The organism is Streptococcus hyovaginalis DSM 12219 (genome assembly GCF_000420785.1).
GTDB classification, from domain to species: domain Bacteria; phylum Bacillota; class Bacilli; order Lactobacillales; family Streptococcaceae; genus Streptococcus; species Streptococcus hyovaginalis.
Genome location: NZ_ATVP01000001.1, coordinates 87,931 through 110,038, shown reverse-complemented (window position 1 = coordinate 110,038; position 22,108 = coordinate 87,931). Strand labels below are relative to the sequence as shown.

Annotated in this window: 19 protein-coding genes and 1 pseudogene; 4 read left to right on the top strand and 16 right to left on the bottom strand. The window is 40.9% G+C overall.

From position 1 onward, the window contains the following. Positions 1–19: 19 nt before the first annotated feature. The 5 genes from gdhA to G574_RS0100560 form a co-directional block, all read right to left on the bottom strand. Positions 20–1,369 (bottom strand): NADP-specific glutamate dehydrogenase, encoded by a 1,350-nt coding sequence (gene gdhA, locus G574_RS0100580; RefSeq protein ID WP_029690489.1) that lies wholly within the window; start codon positions 1,367–1,369, stop codon positions 20–22. Between the two features lie 154 nt (positions 1,370–1,523). Then, positions 1,524–2,846 (bottom strand): accessory Sec system glycosylation chaperone GtfB, encoded by a 1,323-nt coding sequence (gene gtfB, locus G574_RS0100575; RefSeq protein ID WP_017770493.1) that lies wholly within the window; start codon positions 2,844–2,846, stop codon positions 1,524–1,526. Continuing rightward, positions 2,839–4,347: an accessory Sec system glycosyltransferase GtfA gene (gtfA, locus tag G574_RS0100570; RefSeq protein ID WP_029690488.1), complete on the bottom strand. Its 1,509-nt coding sequence runs from the start codon at positions 4,345–4,347 to the stop codon at positions 2,839–2,841. The genes gtfB and gtfA overlap by 8 nt, the downstream gene beginning before the upstream one ends. Positions 4,348–4,409: 62 nt before the next feature. Further along, a complete protein-coding gene (gene thiI, locus G574_RS0100565; RefSeq protein WP_029690487.1) occupies positions 4,410–5,627 on the bottom strand; it encodes a tRNA uracil 4-sulfurtransferase ThiI in 1,218 nt (405 codons plus the stop codon). 24 nt (positions 5,628–5,651) lie between these two features. Then, positions 5,652–6,794, bottom strand: coding sequence for a cysteine desulfurase family protein (locus tag G574_RS0100560; RefSeq protein WP_029690486.1), 1,143 nt, complete (start codon positions 6,792–6,794; stop codon positions 5,652–5,654). Between the two features lie 290 nt (positions 6,795–7,084). On the opposite strand from G574_RS0100560, the gene G574_RS0100555 reads away from it, so the two are divergent. Beyond that, positions 7,085–7,528, top strand: coding sequence for a DUF6556 family protein (locus tag G574_RS0100555; RefSeq protein ID WP_029690485.1), 444 nt, complete (start codon positions 7,085–7,087; stop codon positions 7,526–7,528). Positions 7,529–7,617: 89 nt separating this feature from the next. Here the strand turns inward: G574_RS0100555 and msrB are convergent, their stop codons facing one another. From msrB to G574_RS11600, 10 genes are all read right to left on the bottom strand, one after another. Continuing rightward, positions 7,618–8,052: a peptide-methionine (R)-S-oxide reductase MsrB gene (gene msrB, locus G574_RS0100550; protein WP_029690484.1), complete on the bottom strand. Its 435-nt coding sequence runs from the start codon at positions 8,050–8,052 to the stop codon at positions 7,618–7,620. Between the two features lie 363 nt (positions 8,053–8,415). Continuing rightward, on the bottom strand, positions 8,416–9,771 hold the full coding sequence (gene gorA / locus G574_RS0100540; RefSeq protein WP_029690483.1) for a glutathione-disulfide reductase: 1,356 nt from the start codon (positions 9,769–9,771) through the stop codon (positions 8,416–8,418). Positions 9,772–10,056: 285 nt separating this feature from the next. Further along, positions 10,057–13,236 (bottom strand): carbamoyl-phosphate synthase large subunit, encoded by a 3,180-nt coding sequence (gene carB, locus G574_RS0100535; protein WP_029690482.1) that lies wholly within the window; start codon positions 13,234–13,236, stop codon positions 10,057–10,059. Between the two features lie 534 nt (positions 13,237–13,770). Continuing rightward, complete coding sequence (locus G574_RS0100530; RefSeq protein WP_029690481.1) at positions 13,771–14,853, bottom strand: carbamoyl phosphate synthase small subunit; 1,083 nt, start codon at positions 14,851–14,853, stop codon at positions 13,771–13,773. A gap of 42 nt (positions 14,854–14,895) precedes the next feature. Further along, positions 14,896–15,822 carry an aspartate carbamoyltransferase catalytic subunit gene (locus G574_RS0100525; RefSeq protein ID WP_029690480.1) on the bottom strand — a complete coding sequence of 309 codons (927 nt, stop codon included), beginning with the start codon at positions 15,820–15,822 and terminating at the stop codon, positions 14,896–14,898. A gap of 59 nt (positions 15,823–15,881) precedes the next feature. After that, positions 15,882–16,403, bottom strand: coding sequence for a bifunctional pyr operon transcriptional regulator/uracil phosphoribosyltransferase PyrR (gene pyrR / locus G574_RS0100520; RefSeq protein WP_017770481.1), 522 nt, complete (start codon positions 16,401–16,403; stop codon positions 15,882–15,884). 181 nt (positions 16,404–16,584) lie between these two features. Continuing rightward, a complete protein-coding gene (locus G574_RS0100515; protein ID WP_029690479.1) occupies positions 16,585–17,481 on the bottom strand; it encodes an RluA family pseudouridine synthase in 897 nt (298 codons plus the stop codon). Continuing rightward, positions 17,465–17,926: a signal peptidase II gene (gene lspA, locus G574_RS0100510; protein ID WP_029690478.1), complete on the bottom strand. Its 462-nt coding sequence runs from the start codon at positions 17,924–17,926 to the stop codon at positions 17,465–17,467. The genes G574_RS0100515 and lspA overlap by 17 nt, the downstream gene beginning before the upstream one ends. A 9-nt stretch (positions 17,927–17,935) precedes the next feature. After that, a complete protein-coding gene (locus G574_RS0100505; protein WP_029690477.1) occupies positions 17,936–18,841 on the bottom strand; it encodes a LysR family transcriptional regulator in 906 nt (301 codons plus the stop codon). A gap of 426 nt (positions 18,842–19,267) precedes the next feature. Next, positions 19,268–19,411: a hypothetical protein gene (locus G574_RS11600; protein WP_169343449.1), complete on the bottom strand. Its 144-nt coding sequence runs from the start codon at positions 19,409–19,411 to the stop codon at positions 19,268–19,270. A 58-nt stretch (positions 19,412–19,469) separates the two neighbouring features. Here G574_RS11600 and G574_RS11595 point away from each other — a divergent pair, with 58 nt between their 5' ends. Next, positions 19,470–19,640: a hypothetical protein gene (locus tag G574_RS11595; RefSeq protein WP_169343448.1), complete on the top strand. Its 171-nt coding sequence runs from the start codon at positions 19,470–19,472 to the stop codon at positions 19,638–19,640. On the opposite strand, the pseudogene G574_RS11985 reads toward G574_RS11595, so the two are convergent. Continuing rightward, positions 19,624–19,917 (bottom strand): annotated as a pseudogene (locus tag G574_RS11985) (ImmA/IrrE family metallo-endopeptidase). The gene G574_RS11595 and the pseudogene G574_RS11985 sit on opposite strands and share 17 nt — an antisense overlap. Before the next feature lie 382 nt (positions 19,918–20,299). On the opposite strand from G574_RS11985, the gene G574_RS0100475 reads away from it, so the two are divergent. Both G574_RS0100475 and G574_RS0100470 read left to right on the top strand, forming a co-directional pair. Then, a complete protein-coding gene (locus G574_RS0100475) occupies positions 20,300–21,019 on the top strand; it encodes a LexA family transcriptional regulator (RefSeq protein WP_029690475.1) in 720 nt (239 codons plus the stop codon). A 119-nt stretch (positions 21,020–21,138) separates the two neighbouring features. Beyond that, positions 21,139–22,104, top strand: coding sequence for a DUF3644 domain-containing protein (locus tag G574_RS0100470; RefSeq protein ID WP_029690474.1), 966 nt, complete (start codon positions 21,139–21,141; stop codon positions 22,102–22,104). The last annotated feature ends 4 nt before the right edge of the window (positions 22,105–22,108 follow it).

Below are 22,108 nucleotides of genomic sequence, written 5' to 3'. Positions count from 1 at the left end.
TCACTTTTCATTATACTATTTACACGATACCTTGAGCAGACATAGCTTCGGCAACCTTAAGGAAACCTGCAATATTCGCTCCAACTACCAAGTTACCTTCTGCATCAAATTCTTTAGCTGCAGCTGCAGAATTGTCGTAGATATCTTTCATAATACCTTTAAGTTTGCTGTCAACTTCTTCAAATGACCACGGTGTGCGCTGACTGTTTTGAGCCATTTCAAGCGCTGATACCGCAACACCACCAGCATTGGCAGCTTTTGCTGGACCAAATAACACACCTGCTTCATGGAAGACATCGATGGCTTTAAGAGTTGATGGCATGTTAGCTCCTTCAGTAACAGCGATAACACCATTAGCAACCAATGTTTTAGCATCTTCTTCGTTCAATTCATTTTGTGTGGCACATGGGAAGGCCAAATCAGCTTTAAGCGTCCAGATAGAGTCGCCACCAGCAGGTGTAAAGACAGCATCTGTGTGAGTGTCCACATACTCACTGATACGAGCACGTTTGACTTCTTTAAGTTCTTTAAGAAGGTCAAGATCAATACCGGCTTCGTGGTAAATGTAACCTGATGAATCAGACACTGCAACAACTTTAGCGCCTAACTCATGGAGTTTTTCAGTCGCATAGATCGCCACATTACCTGAACCTGAAACAATTGCTGTTTTGCCAGTGAAATCTTCACCACGCGCTTTAAGCATTTGCTCCGCAAAGTAAACAGCACCATAACCGGTTGCTTCCGTACGGGCAAGTGAACCACCGTAAGTCAAACCTTTACCAGTCAAAACACCATTTTCATAGCCGTTGAGGCGTTTGTATTGCCCAAACATGTAGCCAATCTCACGACCACCAACACCAATATCTCCCGCTGGTACGTCAGTATCTGGACCGATGTGTTTTTGCAATTCTGTCATGAAACTTTGCGTGAAGCGCATCACTTCAAGATCAGACTTGCCTTTTGGATCAAAGTTAGATCCCCCTTTACCACCACCGATCGGTTGGCCAGTCAAAGAGTTTTTAAAGATTTGTTCAAATCCAAGGAACTTAACGATAGATTGATTCACAGATGGGTGGAAACGAAGCCCGCCCTTGTATGGACCGATAGCAGATGAGAACTGCACACGGTAACCGCGGTTAACTTGAACTTGACCTTTATCATCAACCCAAGGCACACGGAATGAAACGATACGTTCAGGTTCAACCAAACGCTCTAAAAGATTTTCTTCAATGTATTTTGGATACTTGTCAAAAACAGGAACAAGAGACTCAAAAACTTCTTCTACAGCTTGTAAAAATTCTACTTCATGAGCATTTTGCTCTTTCACTTTTTCAAAAACACTTGTAACATAAGCTTTTCCAGATGTCATAACGGTTTCCTTTCGAGACTTTATTTTTAATTACTTAAATAGTATAAATTTTCTGAATATTTATGTCAAGCAATTTTTTTAAAAAATTGCCCTACTTTTTTTAAATGGTGGCAGAAAACATCACACTGTCACCTTTTCCAAAAGCTGGTATGTCTTAACCAATGACAGCTTGATAGTGCTCTTTTGTTTCAACATTAGCAGCCTGCTCTTGTGATATGAGAGCTTGGATCATCACTTGTTCATCAGCCACCATCTCTGCTAACCGATCCCTCATGACAGAGACTTGCCCTTGGGCCATTATATTTTTCACGTCCGTATATTGATTGCCATGACTCGTCTGCGCAAAACTGAGAATGACCATACGATTTTCAAAGGCAGCTCGTAGAGATGATAGGATTTCTGGTCCCTGATTAATGTCCAGATACAGTGAGCAAGTTTGGAAAAGATGATTGACATTGCCTTGAGAAATATTAGGATAAAGGTGGACATTGGTATATTGACCTAATCCCATAAGTTTGGCGGACATCTCCGTTAAGGCACCGATGTGAAATTGTATTTGCGGAAGACTGTTTACCAGCTCCTCTATCCCCTCCAACTGATCGGAATTGGTCATAATCAGCGCATCACGGTTCAATTGACTCTGCCGTTTAAATGGGTAATGGAAGCCCAGGAACGAGACCATTAACCGCTCCTCCTGTGGTAATAATCGGAGTAATTTCCCATAGGCATCTTTATTCTGCACAACCATCTTAGTTGTTCGATGTCCTGTATTTTTCAATAAGATAGCCATATTGCCTGGAACCTGATCAGCAATGTCTTCCTGCCAGAAAAGCACATCATTACCGGCCTGTCCGAGGCGGTAGGCCACCATAAAAGGCGTTGATAGTGAGTTATAGAAGATACGATCCAGATTAAAAGCTGCTTTTTTAAGGTAGTGAATCACAAATTCTGCACGGCTTTTAAAAATAAACACCTGATCCTCATCATTCAAAATCACATCACCTGTCGTATGGTTTTCAACAATAACTTCCTGCTTAGTTGATGTGAAGTAACTAGTGATTGTCGCTTGCCCTTCTTGATTATAAGCTGTTTGTGAAAAACAATAGCCTTGCTTATTGTAGCGATCAGTTAGGCGGCGCTGTCCTGCCTCATCATACCAATCTACTGCCTTAACTTGTCGCAGATGACTAGGATTAGCGTAATGAATATGCGCACGTTTCTGATGGTAATCATGGATCTCGCCATGATTGTTTGTCCCCGTAATTTCCCAAAACTCTGGAACAGGAACTTGATTAAAATAAAGTGGCACTCCCTCAACCTTGTCAAAACCCGTAAAATAAAGGTAAGGCGAGGTTACATCTTCTGGAAGAAAGCCATCATCATTAATAGCGATAGTCGGGTTGTTATAGCCAGTGATGATCAGTGAATAGTGCAGATCCCAACTACTTTGATTATAAGTATCAAATAAATTAATCATGTGTCATCTCCTCAACAAAGCTTTGCCATTGTTTCTCAACGTTAGACGTTAGATATTTTTCCGCTAATTGATAAGAATAAGCATGCATCTGATCAAGTGAAGCCTCTTTAAACAATGTGATGATCTTATTAGCAAATGCTGTTACAATTATCTCCTCCTCATCATTTTCAGGCTTAGGAATGACGTAACCATTATAGGGTTCTTGAATAAAAGTCTGATTGCCATAACGAGCATCGAAACCAATTAAAGGTAGACCAGAACCTATTGCCTCCAACAAGGTTAAGCCGAATCCTTCACTTTTAGAAGCCGTTAGATAGAGCTGATAAGTCTTATAAACCTCGGTCAAATTCTGATGACCTTTGAGGTGAATATAGTCCTTGGCATTATTCGTTTCAATAATCTCTTTTAATCTGGCCTCTTGACCACCAGCACCATAGATATCAAATTGTAAGTCTGGAAGTGTCTTACGCGCTACAATTACGGCTTTAACCAGCCAATCAACATGTTTTTCATCTGCTAAACGCGAAGCTGTTAGGAGACTGTAGGGTTGACGATGACCATCTGGATAATGGAGGTGGTCCAAGCTTCCTACTGGAATGGTAACAATCTTAGGACGATGTCTGGTATAAGTCTCAAACTGCTGTGCCAGCAATTCTTTTTGAGCATCTGTAGCCGTTAGGAAGGCATCTACTTTGTCAGCGTTGGTAAACTGGTACTCATAGTAATTGTTCCATAAAATGCTCTGGTCTGATACCGTATTTTCACTAAAGTGTTCTGCATGGATTACGACCGCTAACTTTGCAGGCTTGACATGACGAAACACAGCTTGGCCCGTTCCGGTTGCCCGATCAAGAATCACCAGATCAGACGCCGTCAACTGCAGTTTTTGCATAAAATGACCGATCAGACTCTCTTTTGAATAGCCAATAAAATCTTTGGTTCGATAAATGGTCGAATTCCCATCAATGATTTCTTCAAAAGCAATAGAACCATCTTCATTGAAAAATCGTCGTTGATAGAGATGGGCTTTGCCGTCCCTAGGCGTATAATATTCTGTAAAACTTTTGGTATAGGTAAAGAAATCCTTACGAATCAAGTTCCCTCTGGACACGTATTCAACACGATGGACAATATCTTGCTCTTCATTCTTAAGATAGGCGGTCAAAAAGACATCCTGATCAGGATAGTGATACTTCACTATTTTCTTATCGTGCTCAATCTTTTGTAATTGACCGTGAAAAGATGCCTTTAAATCAGCCAAGGTATATGTCGTTGGCGCTATTTTCTGATCCGTAAAAAAAGTATAAAGCCAAATGATCTGGTCATCAGAGAAGCCCAGATTACGTGTTAAATCACAAATATTATCCTGGGAGATAAATTCCATAAAGACAAATTTGGCGTCAATTCCTCTATTTTGGAATGCTTTCGAGCGATAAGCTTGAGCATACTCAACGCCCGAACTGGCCCAGCCAATTCCCAGATTGATATTATAAACCGTCATTCCTACTCCTTTCCTCTGACTGATTACTTCAGGTGAAGCCTTTTATAAGGTCTAAAGAGATCTTATAACAAGTCCTCAATCATTTGATCCCATTCATCGTCTTCTTTGGGTGTGATTTCTGTAACCTTAATGCCAGCGACTGCTCTTTCTACCAGTTCATCAACTGCCATGCGTTTTTCGTACTGCTCCACATTTTTAATCTTGGGATTAGTTTTAGGACGATCTGGCGCAAAAATCGTACAGCAATCTTCAAAAGGCTGAATAGAGATATTGAAAGTGTCAATTTTTTCAGCTAGCTCAATAATTTCTAATTTGTCCATGGTAACAACAGGACGAATCACCGGTGTGGTGGTCACAGCATTGATAGCTTGCATGGATTCTAATGTTTGGCTAGCAACCTGTCCTAGGCTCTCCCCATTAACAATCACCAGACCTTCACGTTCTTCTCGAATACGGTCTGTGATTCGCATCATAAAGCGCCGCGTTAAGGTCATCAAATAGGCTTCAGGAGCCTTCTCCTTAATCTCTTCTTGAATCTCGGTAAATGGCACTTCGATAAATTGGATATTGCCACCAAATTTTGTCAACTTGCGGGTTAAATCATGCGCCTTTTTAAGGGCACCTGGGCTGGTGTAAGGAGGGCTTGCAAAATGCACCGCTTCAATGGCAACACCACGCTTGAGTGCCAAGAACCCTGCTACTGGTGAATCGATACCGCCCGATAACATCAGCATCCCCTTACCTGCTGTTCCAACAGGTAGACCACCTGCTCCTTTCACTTCTTCATGTGAAATATAGGCAGCTTCATCACGAATTTCAACTTTCAGATTCACATCTGGTTGCTTCATTTGAGCAGTGATTTGTGGCAATGCCTCAAAAACAGCACTCCCTAAAGTATGGTTCAGCTCACGAGAATCCAATTCAAAATGATGATCACTACGTTTACTAGAGATTTTAAAGGTTAATCCTTCTCGATAGAGATCCCGCATAATCTCTTGCACGGTTGTTTTCAAGACAGCGACATCCTTAGCTACACGATAAACCGGATTAAAAGCCTGAATACCAAAAATATGCTTCAAGGATTCAGCCACCGGTTCATAAGCTGCTCCGTTAAGAAAGACATGACAACGGTCACGGTCAGCGGTGACCTTAACTTCAGGATAAACTGCTAAAACATCCTGAATATTGCGTCTAAGTTTATTGATAAAACGCATACGGTTTTTCCCTTTGGTAGAGAGCTCTCCATAGCGAATCATAATTTCTGAATACTGTAATTCCATAGTTAATATGACCTTTTCTAGTAATTATCTAACTTTTTGTGTTTTTTGGTAAACTTGTTTGAGAATGGTTAGGAATTGTTCCACCTGTCCCATATCATTGTCATCATCAAGGCTGATACGAACTGCTGTTTGCGCTGCTTTAACGGGAACTCCCATAGCTATCAAAGTACCAGCAGGTTTTCCTGCTTTAGAGGAGCAAGCCGATGTTGTTGAGATAAAAATGTCATGCTCTTCTAAGGCATGAACCACAACTTCTCCTCTAACCCCTTTGATCCCAAACGTAATGATATTAGGCGCAAAGCCATCTGTTCCCGAAAAGAGAATCACATCATCATAAGTCCTTAACTCGGACAATATAATCTCTTTCATCTTAACAATTTTAGTTAAGGCCACGGACTCTTTATCCTTAACTAGACGAAGGGCCTTAGCCATAGCAGCAATCCCAGCTACATTTTCCGTTGTTGAACGCAGATCTGTCTCCTGACCTCCACCAGTTAACAAGGGGCTTATCTTTTTCCCAGATTTTTTATATAAAAAACCAACACCGCGAACTGCATGAAATTTATGGCCTGAAAATGATGCCAAATCGACCCGATCAGTTAAGTACGATTCCGTAGGAATTTTCCCAATCGCTTGAACCGCATCAACATGGAAGGTGATGGTTGGACGATCCGCCAAAAGATCAGAAATCACCTGAATCGGTTGCACAGCGCCGACCTCATTATTAACAGCCATTATGGATACAAGAATAGTATCGGGTCTCAACAATCCTTGAAAAGCAGCTACATCCAGGAAACCATCCGCATCGACAGGGGCATAAGATACCTCAAAACCGTGTTGGCTTAACCATTTAGCAGATTCCTTAATTGCGGGATGCTCAATAGCTGATACAATGATGTGCTTGCCATAGCTAGTTTTCTCAAAAGCAATACCCTTAAGAGCCCAGTTATCAGCCTCAGTTCCACCTGACGTGAAAAAAATCTCACCTGCTTCTTTGCCGATAAGACTGGCTATTTGTTGGCGTGAAGCCTCCATAATTCTTGTCGCTTGGTTACCTAAACGGTGCAGACTGGATGGATTTCCCCAAATCTTCATTGCCACTTCTTGATACGTTTTAAGCGCTTCTGGGTAAGCTTGTGTGGTGGCTGCGTTGTCAAAATAAATCATTATCGTCTTAATTCTTTCTAAAACCCTCAAAACCTGACTATCACAAGCTTTCAGGTTGATGTTTTCCGTGTTGGAAATGTCAAGACAGTCCTGGAGACTGTTGTCCCTTATTTGCCTTTCGAAATGGAAAAACCTTTGAGTTTTCAAAGGCTTTTAATCGAATTCATTATACCATATTAACGCCTCTTTTCATATCCAGAGCTAGTCCAGACATACTTTGAAAAGTAGCTTACCATTTTTACATGATTTTTTTCGAATAAAGTCATATAATAATGAAAAAGGAGGATATGATGTCACAAAACTACTCACGTCAATCTAAGCAAAAACTACCTAAAGAAAGACGACGACCGACTGAACACATCAAAACAGGCTTGACTGCTTTTCAAAAAACCTTAGCCCTTGTAGGATCAATTTTATCTATCATTGTTGCGTCTATAACCATTACTAATTACTTAAATAGTCGCCATTCTGATCAAGAAGATAAGTCACCTTCTTCAACTATTGTAATTGAAAATAATGGCGGACAAGGGGCTTCGAATGCTAATAGCGGTTCTAATGATACTCAAACTTCCTCAACAGCTTCATCAGATTACCAGACTGAGGTCATTAACCCCGATAGTTCTTCTGATGCTGCGAGCAATGCCACGCCTGATACTTCAGCTCCTGTAGCGGATACAACATCACCCACCTCTCAGGCAGATGGAACAACAAGCCAAACAGACACTTCCCAATAAAACCAAAATTCTCTAGGCATGTGATGCACCCTAAAAGTTAGTTTTTCTGTCTAACTTTTGAAACGCACCGCATGATCCTAGAGATTTTTTTAATCAAACAGAAAGAGATAGTCGCTATAGCCAGCCTCTACCATGGACTCATAAGGAATAAACTTAAGCGCGGCTGAATTGATACAATACCGTAAACCACCAGCTTCAATGGGACCATCATTAAAAACATGTCCTAAATGAGATCCGGCTTCACGACTTTTCACTTCAATACGTCTCATAAAATGTGAACGATCGTCATGATTGGTCACTCGTCTATTATCAATGGGTTTCGTAAAGGCTGGCCAGCCACAACCTGAATTGTATTTGTCTAGCGATGAGAAGAGAACCTCGCCACTGACCACATCAACATAGATACCCTTTTCAAAAAAGTCATCGTACTCTCCAGTAAAAGCACGTTCTGTAGCGGCATTTTGCGTCACTTCATACGCCAAATCACCGATACGTTCTCTTAATGCTTCTTGCGATTCTGTCATAATACCTCTATTCTAACTCCTTAAGAGCAGCTTGAGTTGTCACAATCTCTCCAACACTTGGGAAAATATTAGCCACTGGAAAATTATGAGCTTCTGCCTTTGGAGCACACATTCTATCTTCTACAAAATAACAGCATGGTCCGATTAGCTGTACAAGAAAAAATCTCATTTGTCAGATCTTTTTTCTATCCATCTCCTGACTAATGCATGGTTACAAATTCTTCAGCATCAGTTGGGTGAATACCTCCTGCAGCCACTTCCTGTCTGCAGGAGGTGGAAAGATGCAGTCTTTCCAATTGTAATGAAGGCTATTCAACCAGTAAAAAGTTCATGTACCGGTTTTCTCCAATAGCCATTTCCTGACTAACGCATGGTTACAAATTCTTCAGCACCAGTTGGGTGAATAGCTACCGTAGCATCAAAATCTTCCTTCGTAGCTCCCATTTTAATAGCCACTGAAAAGCCTTGAATCATCTCATCAACACCATAACCAATACCGTGCAAACCAACGATCTTCTCCTCTTCTCCTAGTACGACTAGTTTCATGGTTGATGGTTGGCGATTATCTGCTAATGCTGTGTACATAGGTGTAAAGGTTGACGTGTAAACTTTGATATTGTCTGCACCATAGTGTGCAATGGCAGCCTCTTGAGAAAGACCAATACTACCAATCGGTGGATGACTAAAAATAACGGTAGCCACATTAGTGTAATCCATTTTAGCATCTGCTTTATGATTGAATAAACGCTCAGATAATTGACGACCAGCCTTAATAGCAACTGGAGTCAACTCTAATTTACCATTAACATCACCCACAGCATAAATACCTTCTACAGAAGTATTTTCAAACTCATCTGTTTGAATATGACCTTTTTCAGTCAAAGCTACACCTGTCTTCTCCAAGCCAAAACCGGTGACATTCGGCCGACGGCCGACAGCCCAAATCAAACAATCCACCGTGTAGGACTCTTCATTTTCTAAAACTAGAGTCAAGGAGCCATCGTCATTTTTGAGCACTTCTTTCGGAATAGCCTCAGTATGGAGGTTCGGCCCATGCTTAACCATCTCATCCATCAGTACGGAAACAATTCCCTTATCAAAAGAGCGTAAAAAACGGTCCCGACGAACAAAGAGATCTGTCTTTGAACCCAAAGCGTGTAAGACACCAGCTAGCTCTACCGCAATATAACCCGCACCAATAACAGCTGTCCGCTTAGGCACTTGATCTAGTTCAAAAAAGCCATCAGATGTTATGCCATACTCTGCACCCGGGATATCAGGAATAACAGGATGTCCTCCAGTAGCAATGAGAATATGAGGTGCCGTGTAGCGCTCACCAGCCACTTCAACAGTGTGGGCATCAATAAACGTCGCATAATCATATAGACGCTCTACGCCATTATGATCAAAACCATTTTCATAAGAAGTGTGAATACGGTCAATATAGGCTTGTCGGTTCGCCTTTAAAGTCGCAAAATCAAACTGATTAAGAGTTACCTCAAAACCATAGTCACTTGCATATTTTTCTAATGTTTCTGCCACTTGTGCACCATACCACATGACTTTTTTAGGCACACAGCCAACATTGACACAGGTACCACCTACCTCATTGGCTTCTATAAGAAGAGTTTTAGCTCCATACATGGCTGCACGATTCGCAGAAGCGATACCACCAGAACCGCCACCGATCACAATATAATCATATGATTTCACAAATATATCCTCATTTCTATCTGATAAAATCTTCAATCTCCTTAAACTTTAACACAAAAGGAAAGCGGACTCAACTTTTCACTACAGCAAAAAGCAGGATTGAAAACAATCAACGTTCAATCCTGCTTTTCAACTATGCCATTGCTGTTAAGTACGCCTATATAATCATATTGCCCTTGCACTCACAGCGAGATCCAGCAAATACGCTATCTCCACTCAAATGACGATTTATTCTAATCTGAAGAAGACTAATATTATCCAAATAAGAGCTCCTGTCATGCTCTTAGTGGCTTAAATAGCTTGCGTTGTGAACCCACGACTTTCTAGCACTTTCAGCATAGCTTCAGCTGTATCTAAGGCTGTGAAAAGTGGAATCCCTTGTTCAATGGCTGAACTCCTAATCAACTGACCATCTTTATCAGCCGTTCGCTTAGTTCCTACCGTATTGACGATAGCTTGGATCTTACCTGAACGAACAAGTGCAGGGATATTTTCTTCCCCGTCTTCCCCAATCTTATTGACCACGCGCGCCTCAATACCATTTTCCTGTAAATAAGCAGCAGTTCCTTGAGTTGCGAAAAGACCATAGCCAATCTCTGAAAAACGTTTGACCAAAGCCAATGCTTCTTCTTTGGTATCATCTGCAATCGTAAAGACGATGTTGCCATACTCAGGCAAGTGGAAATAAGATGCTTCAAAAGCCTTGTAAAGTGCTTTTTCAAGGGTCTTATCTGAGCCCATGACTTCACCTGTGGATTTCATTTCAGGGCCTAGTAAGCTATCTACTTTAGCTAGTTTACTAAATGAGAATACCGGAGCCTTAACATGGACTTGCTCGGCTTCTGGATAGAGACCATCCTCGTAGCCCAGATCGGATAAGGTTTTACCGAGAATCAGACGCGTAGCCACCTGAGCCATTGGAATATCGGTCACTTTGGACAAAAAGGGAACTGTCCGACTAGCACGTGGATTGACTTCGATCACATAAACCGTTTCATCTTTAATGACAAATTGAATATTCATCATACCGATACAGTTGAGACCAATTGCTAGACGCTTGGTGTAATCAGCAATAGTGTCTTTGATGCTTTGAGAAAGAGTCTGTGGGGGGTAAACCGCCATAGAGTCCCCTGAATGAACCCCTGCGCGCTCGATATGTTCCATAATCCCTGGAATAAGGACCTGATTGCCATCCGAAATCGCATCGACTTCACACTCTCGACCGACAATATAAGAATCCACTAGAACAGGATGCTCTGGGCTAGCCTTAACAGCCGTGCGCATGTAAGAACGCAGATCTTCCTCATTCTCCACAATTTCCATAGCCCGACCACCGAGTACGTAGGACGGACGCACCAAGACTGGGAAGCCAACTTGAGCTGCTGCAGTTACTGCTTCTTCCTCATTGGTCGCCGTATAACCCGGTGGCTGTGGAATACCTAGCTCTTTAAGGGCTTTTTCAAATAAATCGCGATCTTCAGCTCGATCCAAATCTGACACTTGCGTTCCCAGTATGCTAACACCAGCTTTAGATAAACGCTCGGCTAAATTGATAGCCGTTTGCCCACCAAATTGGACAACCACACCTTTAGGTTGCTCCAAATCAATGACATTCATCACATCTTCAAAGGTAAGTGGCTCAAAATATAGCTTATCTGACACAGAGAAATCTGTGGAAACCGTCTCTGGGTTAGAGTTCATAATGATGGCTTCGTAACCAGCTGCCTGAATAGCTTTGACTGAGTGCACTGTCGCGTAATCAAACTCGACACCTTGCCCGATTCGGATAGGCCCTGAACCAAGGACAAGAACTGACTCTTTATCGGAGCGAAGCGACTCATTCTCCCATTCATATGTTGAGTAAAAATAAGGGGTACTACTATCAAACTCGGCCGCACAGGTATCCACCATTTTATAAACTGGCAGGAGTTTGTTGGCCTTGCGGAAATCTCTAACTCGATCAGCAGTTACTTGCCATAAATCCGCAATCTTTTGATCCGAGAAACCATTTCGCTTAGCTTCTTTCAAAGCATCTAAATCTTGAGGGAGATTAACCAAGGACTGTTCCAATTCGTAGATATGGAGTAATTTATCCAAGAAGAACAAATCAATCTTGGTTAAATCAGCAATTTCCTCGATGCTAATGCCACGTCTTATCGCTTCTGAAATGTAGAAGAGACGATCATCTTGAGCTTTAACGATCTTATCAAATAGCTGATCATCACTAACCGACGAAAGCTCTGGCATATCATTGTGGTAAACACCAATCTCAAGCGAACGGCAGGCTTTCAGCAGTGATTCCTCAATATTACGCCCAATAGCCATGACTTCACCAGTGGCCTTCATCTGTGTCCCTAGATGGCGCTCACCATTTTCAAATTTATCAAATGGGAAACGTGGAATTTTAGCGACCATATAGTCAAGGGCCGGCTCAAACATGGCATACGTTGTCCCAGTGACGGGATTAATCATTTCATCAAGCGTCAAGCCCACAGCAATCTTGGCAGCTAATTTAGCGATTGGGTAACCTGTTGCTTTGGAAGCCAAGGCAGATGAGCGCGAAACGCGTGGGTTAACCTCAATGACATAATACTTGAAACTATGCGGATCCAAGGCTAGCTGCACATTACAGCCCCCTTCAATTTTTAGGGCACGAATGATTTTTAAACTGGCATCACGGAGCAGTTGGTTTTCAATATCAGAAAGGGTTTGCGTTGGAGCGAAAACAATGGAATCACCCGTATGAATCCCTACAGGGTCAAAGTTTTCCATGTTACAGACCACTAGGGCATTATCTGCGGCATCTCGCATCACTTCGTACTCAATTTCTTTGAAGCCTGCGATGGAACGCTCAATTAGACACTGGGTAACAGGTGATAATTTTAGACCATTCTTGGCAATTTCGCGCAACTCTTCCTCGTTAGCACACATACCACCACCAGTACCTCCTAGCGTAAAGGCTGGTCTGACAATGACAGGATAACCAATGCGGTTGGCAAATTCCAAAGCCTGATCAACTGTCTCAACAATTTCAGACTCTGGAATAGGTTGTCCCAAATCTTCCATGAGCTGCTTAAAAAGGTCACGGTCTTCCGCCTGATCGATAGCTGAGAGTTTTGTCCCCAATAATTCTACACCCAGTTCATCTAGGAGGCCTGACTTGGATAACTCCATGGCCATATTGAGGCCCGTTTGACCCCCCAATGTAGGTAAGAGAGCATCCGGTCGTTCTTTACGTAAAATGCGCGAAACAAACTCCAAAGTAATCGGTTCGATATAAACCTTATCCGCAATTTCTTTATCGGTCATAATGGTCGCGGGGTTAGAATTGACCAATACAACACTATAACCTTCTTCTTTTAAGGCCAAACAAGCTTGCGTTCCTGCGTAATCAAATTCGGCTGCTTGACCAATAATGATAGGGCCTGACCCAATCACCATAATTTTTTTAATATCGTTTCTTTTTGGCATAATGTTAAGATATTAAGGGCATTTAGCGGAGACAGTCAAAATAGGAGTTTGACCAAGAACGCTTGCGTTCGAGGAAAAACGATCTTTTTGAACAAGTCCGTAGCCCGAATTCAGTTACAAATTCGAGCAACACGACACCCTTTCTCCTTTCTATTTGTCAACTCACAGGTTGGCATTAAATAAGATAAGTCCGACATTTGGAAAGTCAGGTCGATAATAATTGGCTTTCCGAACTAGTACAGGGATGGGGAGGGAGTGAACTCAACTCGACAAGTCTAAAAAGAGTTTGTAAACGAATCTTTATTCCTTTAAACCAGCTAAGCTCCTACTTCGACAGTAGCATTTACAGAGCATATCCCTTACATTTAAAAAATATTTTTCAAAAATTTCTCAGACCGACCAAGTCCCAAATGACCAACAAAAACCGAGAGAACTGACTTACAAGGTTCTAGCAAAGATAGCTAGATTTCAACCCTTAAAGCAGTCGATTAGAGATGATACTAGCCACTTGATAGTCTAGAATAACTCTTACAGTTATTTTCCTTTTGCCTGATGCGCATCAATCATTTCTAAGAAATCATCGAAAAGATAATCGGCATCATGTGGCCCAGGTGCAGCATCTGGGTGAAACTGCACTGAAAAAGCTGGGTAATGACGGTGTCTGACACCTTCAACTGACATATCATTAATCTCTTCGTGAGTTACCATGAGACAGTCTGGTAAGGTCTCACGTTTAACAGCATAGCCATGATTTTGACTGGTAAAATCGATACGACCAGTCGCAATCTCGCGTACCGCATGATTAAAGCCGCGGTGACCAAAGCGCATCTTGTAAGTTTCTGCACCATTAGCCAAAGCAAATAGCTGGTGTCCCATACAGATACCAAAAATAGGAATAGTCCCTTGAATCCCCCTGATCATGTCAAGCGCCTCAGGAACATCCGTTGGATCTCCTGGACCGTTTGATAACATCACACCATCAGGATTCAATTGCAGAATAGTCTCTGCACTGGTATTGTAAGGTACCACGGTGACATTGGCTTTCCGTTTCGAAAATTCCCTTAAAATCGAATGTTTCAAGCCAAAATCAACTAGGACAATATTTTTGCCAACACCTGGTGCAGGATAAGCCGTTTTCGTGGAGACTTGATCAATATTATTAGTCGGTAAAACAGTTGCTCTTAGCTGATCTTTCAGGTGTTCAACACTATCACCATCATCTGCCATTGTAGCCTTCATTGTGCCATGTTGACGAATGATTTTTGTTAAGGCACGTGTGTCAATCCCTGAAATTCCTGGAATGTTTTTTGCCTTTAGAAACTCATCTAATGTCATCTGCTGGCGCCAGTTGCTAGCTCTACGAGCGTGCTCTGCTACAACCACTCCTTTACAAGTCGGTGTTATGGATTCATAATCATCCCGGTTGACACCATAATTGCCAACGAGAGGGTAGGTAAAGGTCAAGATCTGACCATTGTAGGATTGGTCTGTGATAGACTCTTGATAGCCTGTCATGCCCGTGTTAAAAACAATTTCACCCGTTACCGCAATATCTGCTCCAAAAGCGGTGCCTTCAAAAATGGTCCCATCTTCTAAAATTAAGAGTCGTTTTCCCATACTATTTCCTTTCGTTAAGTCCTCACTGGAACCTGTTAACGTTTAGTTATACCTTGCCTGTAAAATGGCTTCTAAAATCGCCATTCTAACATATACCCCATTGGTCATTTGAGTCACAATCCGTGATTTGGGAGACTCCACCAAATGATCTGCAATTTCGACATCACGATTAACTGGAGCAGGATGCAACACAATAGCCGACGGCCCTAATCTATCATAGCGCTCTTGCGTCAGACCAAATGCTTCATGATAGGATTGTTTCGAAAAAGATCCCTGCCCAGCATGACGCTCATGCTGCACGCGCAACAACATCAGTACATCCAAATCATCAATAATCTCATCTAAATCAACCTGTTGTCCAAATTGATCAAAATCACTAGTATACCACTCTTTGGGACCTGAAAAATACAGAGTTGCCCCTAAACGTTTCAATATCTGCATATTAGATCTGGCTACTCGTGAGTGGGTAATATCTCCGGCAATACAAATCTTTAATCCTTTAAAATACCCAAATTCTTCATAAATAGTCATCAAGTCTAGAAGGCACTGACTCGGGTGTTGTCCCGAACCATCTCCACCATTGATGATAGCTGTATTCAAACTCGGACTCTCAATAAGGTCTTGATAGAAAGCGACAGCCGGGTGCCGCACCACACACAAATCAACACCTAAGGCATCCATTGTAAGAATGGTATCATAGAGAGTTTCTCCCTTGTTAACCGAACTTGTCTCTGCATGAAAGTCAATGACATCAAGTCCCAATCGCTTCTCAGCAACTTCGAATGACTTGTGTGTCCGCGTTGAATTTTCAAAAAAGAGATTGGCAACAAAAATTTGCTGATGAAACTGAACCGGATCAGCTCCTCGTTTCAACGCTAATCCACGTTCAATCAAAGCCATCACCTGATCAATAGCGAGTGTTTCCATACTGACCAAATGAGGTAATGCAATTGGAGAGATTTGTGACATGGTCTTATCCTTACTTTTCAATACGAGTTCGGTTACTAGTGACAATGAGTGTTTCGATTTTAGGTCGGATCAATAATACTGACAGCATCTCGACCATCAACCTCAGCGACCTCAACAACGATTTCTTCTACACTAGCTGTAGGAATATTTTTTCCAACATAGTCTGCTCGGATCGGCAATTCACGGTGACCACGGTCAACCAAGACCGCTAAACTCACGCGAGCGGGACGACCAAGACTGACAAGATTATCAATAGCTGCTCGAATAGTGCGTCCGGTATAAAGAACATCATCCACAAGAATAACATCCTTATCCGTGATATCAACTGGCATCGTTGTCGTATCTTCTTCTACTTTCACATCATCTCGAAAAGGTTTAATATCAAGTTCTCCGAGAGGAATTTGCAAACCTTCTAACTGCTCCAAGCGTTCTTGGATCCGTCGTGCCAAATGAACACCACGCGTCTTTATACCAGCTAAAACAAGATTATCCAAATCCTTATTGCGCTCAATAATCTCGTAAGTAATACGTGTCACAGCACGTTTCATTGTCATTTCATCAACAATTTCTTTTGTCTTCATGTCTTAAGACCTTTCTAAAAATACAAAAATCTCCCTGAAAAATCAAGGAGATAGACAAATAGGGTACAGTTAACCTGTACTTTTTTCTGGTCTCCTTGCCTGCCTCTCTGGACAGTATTAAAGGAATATGTTGTTAATTCATTGTAACAAAATGACCTGTTTATAGCAAGTCAAATCATAACTAAATCTCATCTTTGCGAAGTTTAGCCAATGTCTCTTGGAAAATCTTTGGTGGCTCAGCTTCAAATGTCATCAATTCACCCGTTTTAGGATGGGTAAACCCTAAGGTTCTAGCATGTAAAAATTGACCATTTCCAGCCAAGGTTTTCCTTGGACCATAGGTAGTATCACCAGCAATCGGATGACCGATGTAAGCCATATGCACACGAATTTGGTGCGTGCGGCCTGTTTCTAACTGCAATTCAATCAAGGTATAGTCACCAAAACGTTCTAAAACGTGAAAGCGGGTCAAGGCCGGCTTTCCTTTAGCCGTAACTGCTTGTTTTTTACGATCCTTGTCTGAGCGACCAATCGGTGCTTCAATCACACCACGATCATTTGGTAAGTTACCATGAACTAAAGCGATATACTGACGTAAGGATTTCTGTGCTTTCAACTCTTCTGCCAAGGCTTGGTGAGCACGGTCATTTTTGGCAACCATCAAGAGACCTGACGTGTCCTTATCAATACGGTGGACAATACCTGGTCGCACAACGCCATTAATAGAAGATAAGTCTTTGATATGGTACAAAAGGGCATTGACCAATGTCCCTGAAGTATGTCCTGCTGACGGATGAACAACCATGCCTTGCGGCTTATTAACAACCACAACATCCTCATCCTGATAAATAATCTCCAAAGGCAGATCTTCTGCCTGATATTCCAAAACTTCTTCTTCCGGCAGGTCATAAGTGATACGATCTCCGACTTTAACCGTATATTTAGCTTTGACCTTCTCCCCATTAACAAGGATACTGCCATGCTTTATACCTTCATTAGCTTTTTGACGAGATATATCTGTCAAATCAGCTATTGCTTTATCAAGGCGACTTCCGCCCTCTTTAATGATTAGTTCCATCTTCCTCTTTCCACAAGGCAATCATTAGAATAATGACCCCAACTGTCAAATATGAATCTGCCATGTTAAAAATAGCAAAATCCATAAAATCTAAATGTACCATATCTACCACGTATCCCAAGCGCAGTCGATCAATAAAGTTTCCAATTCCTCCAGCTATGATTAACAACAAACCGCTGAGAAACCACCAACTGCCCCTTATATACTTATAGGTATAGTACACAGCTACACCAATTACAAGACAAGTAACAATCGTAAAAAACCATTGTTGATCTTGTAAGATCGAAAAAGCTGCTCCACGATTTTGCAAATAAGTTAAACTAAAGATCCCTGGCAAAAAGGGTTTGACATCACCTAGAGCGATATGGTTAACAATCCACAGCTTACTCAGCTGATCTAACAGAACCAGTAGCATAACCATCACTGTAATTAATAATTTCCGCATGACGAACTCCTAGGGTTTGTATTTATCAAAATAAGCTTTCATCACAGCAATAAAGGATGACGCTTGAGGGGTCAAATTGGTATCTTTGCGTTTGACATAAACCATCTTGTTCACCAAGTTATCCTCCAAAGGAACAACAGTTATTCCATTAACACTACGATCATCTAAAAAGCCAGATCCTGTAGCATAGGCATTGGTTCGCTCTAAAATACCATTCAAAGTAGCGCGATCCGTCACATTATAGATAAGAGGGCTATCAGAAGTATCCACCAAATTCTCAGAATAATAGAGATACTCTTCCCTTTCTTGAGTGAACCGCACTGTTGGTAATCCTACCAAATCCGACATTTCCAAGAGAGCTTTAGTGGCTAGTGGATGATTTTCCGACAAGTAAATATGGGTCCTAAAAGAGATCAAATCGACCGCTTCCAACCCCAATTTCTCCATGCGGCGGTAAAGACCACTTTCATTTTGATGATTCATATAAATGATACCAAGTTGACTATGCCCTTGAGAGACTTCGTTTAAAATTTGGATCGTTGTTGATTCAAAGATTCTTAAATCATCAAATTCTGGATATGCCTCCGAAAAAGCCGTCATTAATGGTGGTAAAAAATCATAGTGCTGACTGGCAATTGAAAATTGATTATCCTGCTCATCAGGTTGAATGAAGTGCTTTTCAAACGAATCAAAACTTTTAACAACCTCTAACGATTTCTCATAAAAGGTCATGCCAGGAGCTGTTAGAACTGCCCCGGTTGTGGTTCTAGTGAAGATCTGAAAGCCCAATTCTGCCTCCAGATCTTTGATAGCTACAGATAAACTAGGTTGGCTAACATACAATTTACTTGCCGCTTCTCGAAATGTCCCACTATTAGCAATAGCAACCACATAACGCAATTGTTGGATGTTCATCACAAGAACCCCTTTCCTCGAATTCACTCCTCCTATTATAACAAAAAGAAGCCACTTACGGGGCTCTCTTATCATTTCTCTAAGAAATAAACAGTCATTTTTCCTCAGAAGATCCGATACGACTCATCGTTTCCTCTTATGTGAGACAGATGAGGTAATCCAAAAATCTAGTAGGACTGGGACATAAAAGACTTTCGGACTAATATGAACACCTACGCCCACATTACCAAATATTCCAAAAATAAAACTGCTGACAAGTTCGCTTCCTACATTGGTTTTTAGAATATGGGTACCAAAACAAAAAAACAGGCCTTCCGAAATCTCAGAAAGCCTATTGTTAAGCCTTTTTAGACTTATTTTGCGATTGGGTAAACAGATACTGTTTAATATCATCTTTCGTCCTTTCCACTCCCTTAGGGAGTTTTTTTAAAAAACTAACCAACCAATCAACCCTAAGATAATCAGACCGATTACCCAACCACCTTGGATATTAATCGATAGTTTTTCTTTACCATCTTCCGATGTCTTATGGTAATCACAAGAGCCAAATAAGATTTTTTTGATGTTCATGTCCTTTCCTTTCTGTGTGTTATAATCAGCTTATCCTAAATGAAAGGAGGATAAGTTGATGGCTAAAAACGGACCTAAAGGGGGCGGTCGTATCGGAGCCGTCAAAGGTCGCTCTCAGACCCATAACCCTAAAACTGGACTTTATACCAAACGTGACACATCTACTGGCAAGTTTATGGACACGAAAACAACTGGTGGAAAGTTCAAAGGGGTTAGGTCTGAAAAGTAAGTGTTGGATTATCTTTAAGAAATTGATGTAGACCTTTTGAAAAACGATTAACAAGGTCTTCATCTTGTTCTTTGTAGCCAACTTCATGTAGAATAGCATGTGTTAGTTCATGAACTAGCACTTGCTTTTTCTTTTGCTATGATAAAGATTCACGAATATATATGATTTGTTGTTCGTAATCACAATATCCCCAAAGGTTTCTATCATCGTCATAAGCTTTGAAGTGCTCCTGAATAATGACTTTATAGGTCATACCGCCTACTTTTAATAACTCCATTTACTCTCCTCTCTATTTTCTTGAAAGAAAGTAACCACTATGATATAGTAAGCATAACCCCTTTAAAGGGCGGGGGATTTTCACCCCCTATCCGATTACCTAGTAATCAGATATTTTATTTTGAGCCTAAACCAAAGAATTTGGATTTCGAACTCTACTTCTTTATGTTTAGGCTTTTTATTGTGCCTACTTTCCATCAGTGGCTACCTCCTTTCTTCGGTCATTTCCTTGACCTTGATTATATTATATTTCACGTTTTGTGAAGTGTTGAATATTTTTTTACGAAAACACAAAGAACTTTTCAAAACGTGAAGTTTTGTGTTATAATTTTCGTGTAAGTATAAGGAAGGAAATGAAAAATATGACAGATGAGGAATTAGCAATTTATATCGGTTCAAAAATTAGAGAATACCGAAAGAAAAGATTTTTAACTCAAAACGAGTTAGCTTTATCTGTTGGAATTGGACATACTACGATAGCAAATTATGAAAAAGGTTTTCGAACTCCAAAGAAAAATACACTATTTAAAATAGCGGAATCATTAAATGTTACTATCGATGATTTGTTCCCTCCAGTTCAAAAAGAAAATACCCTTTCCACCCCTACTCCCAAAATTCTCAAACTCGACCGCAAACTTCACGAATCTCGCCATGCTGAGTGGATTTCGCACGGTGAGCATTTGTTAGAAGAACAGGAAGCTGAAAGCACTACCATCAACGGACCTCTTTATGAATACAAGGTATTCGAAAAATTAGCCGCAGGGAACGGTTATACCTATTTCAACGATGGTAATTTTGACATTGTCTTCCACGATGAAAAGATGGATCACGACTTTGCTTCTTGGGTTTTTGGAGATTCCATGGAACCTACCTACCTAAACGGAGAAGTTGTCCTTATCAAACAAACAGGATTTGATTATGACGGCGCTATCTATGCTGTTGATTGGGACGGACAAACCTATATTAAAAAAGTCTACAAAGAAGAAACAGGACTACGCCTCGTCTCGCTCAATAAAAAATACGCCGACAAATTCGCACCTTATGACGAAGACCCGCGTATCATCGGGAAAATTGTTGGGCACTTCCAACCAGTGACGACATAAAACCATAGCAAACGAAGCGATGGTGATTGAGGAATATTTGAATTTGATGTAAAAAATTACTCAAAAGAGTTGACACAGACAGCATTAAGAATATATATTCTTATATCAAGGAGAAACTTATGGAAAATTTAAGCCAGCGTCTTGTTGATAAAAGCGTTGAAGCCTTTATAATGGGACTTGAAATATATAATAAACCTACAATCAAGTATCGTATTGAAGGTTTTAGCTTTTTCATTTGTAACGCTTGGGAGTTGATGCTGAAAGCTGAAATGCTAAATAGGAACCTCTCAATCTATTTTAAAGACAATCCAGATAGGACCCTCAGCCTCGAAAATGTTATCAAAAAGATTTATTCAGATGACAGTACACGGATTAGATTAAATCTGGAACGCATAATTGAACTTAGAAACATCAGCACACATTACATCACCGAAGATTACGAACTGAAGTACGCCCCGCTCTTTCAAGCCTGTGTGCTGAACTACGTCAATGAACTTAAACGGTTTCACGATAGAGATATAACCGAGGTCATCGCACAAAACTTCTTAACGATTTCTGCAAGTTATGACCCGCTGACCAATGAACAAATCAGATTGAAATACCCAGCAGAAATTGCTGAAAAGTTCATTCAACAAGCTAATGATATTGATGTCCTTGTTGCTGAGTATAACTCAGATAAATTTGCGATAGGTGTCAAACAAAACCTTTACATCACAAAGAAAAAATCTGAAGCTGATTTTGTAGTCTCGATTGCTAACCAATCGCCTTCTCAGGTTGCAATTGTTAAAGACTTAAAAGACCCATCAGAGACACATAAATACTCTTACGGAAATATCATCTCAGTTGTAAATGACCGATTGAACAAGAAAAATATCAAATTGAATTACAAACCTGGGTTCAATCAATACGTTCTAACCTTAATTATTGATTTCTATTCAATCAAATCTGACGAAAAGTTTGCATACTGCCATAAAATCGGCAGGTCTGAACACTACACCTATTCTCAACAATTTGTTGATTTCATTATTACAGAAATAGAAAAAGACCCTCAAAATTTTGTTGAGAGCCTTAAAAAGTCCAAATAAAAAA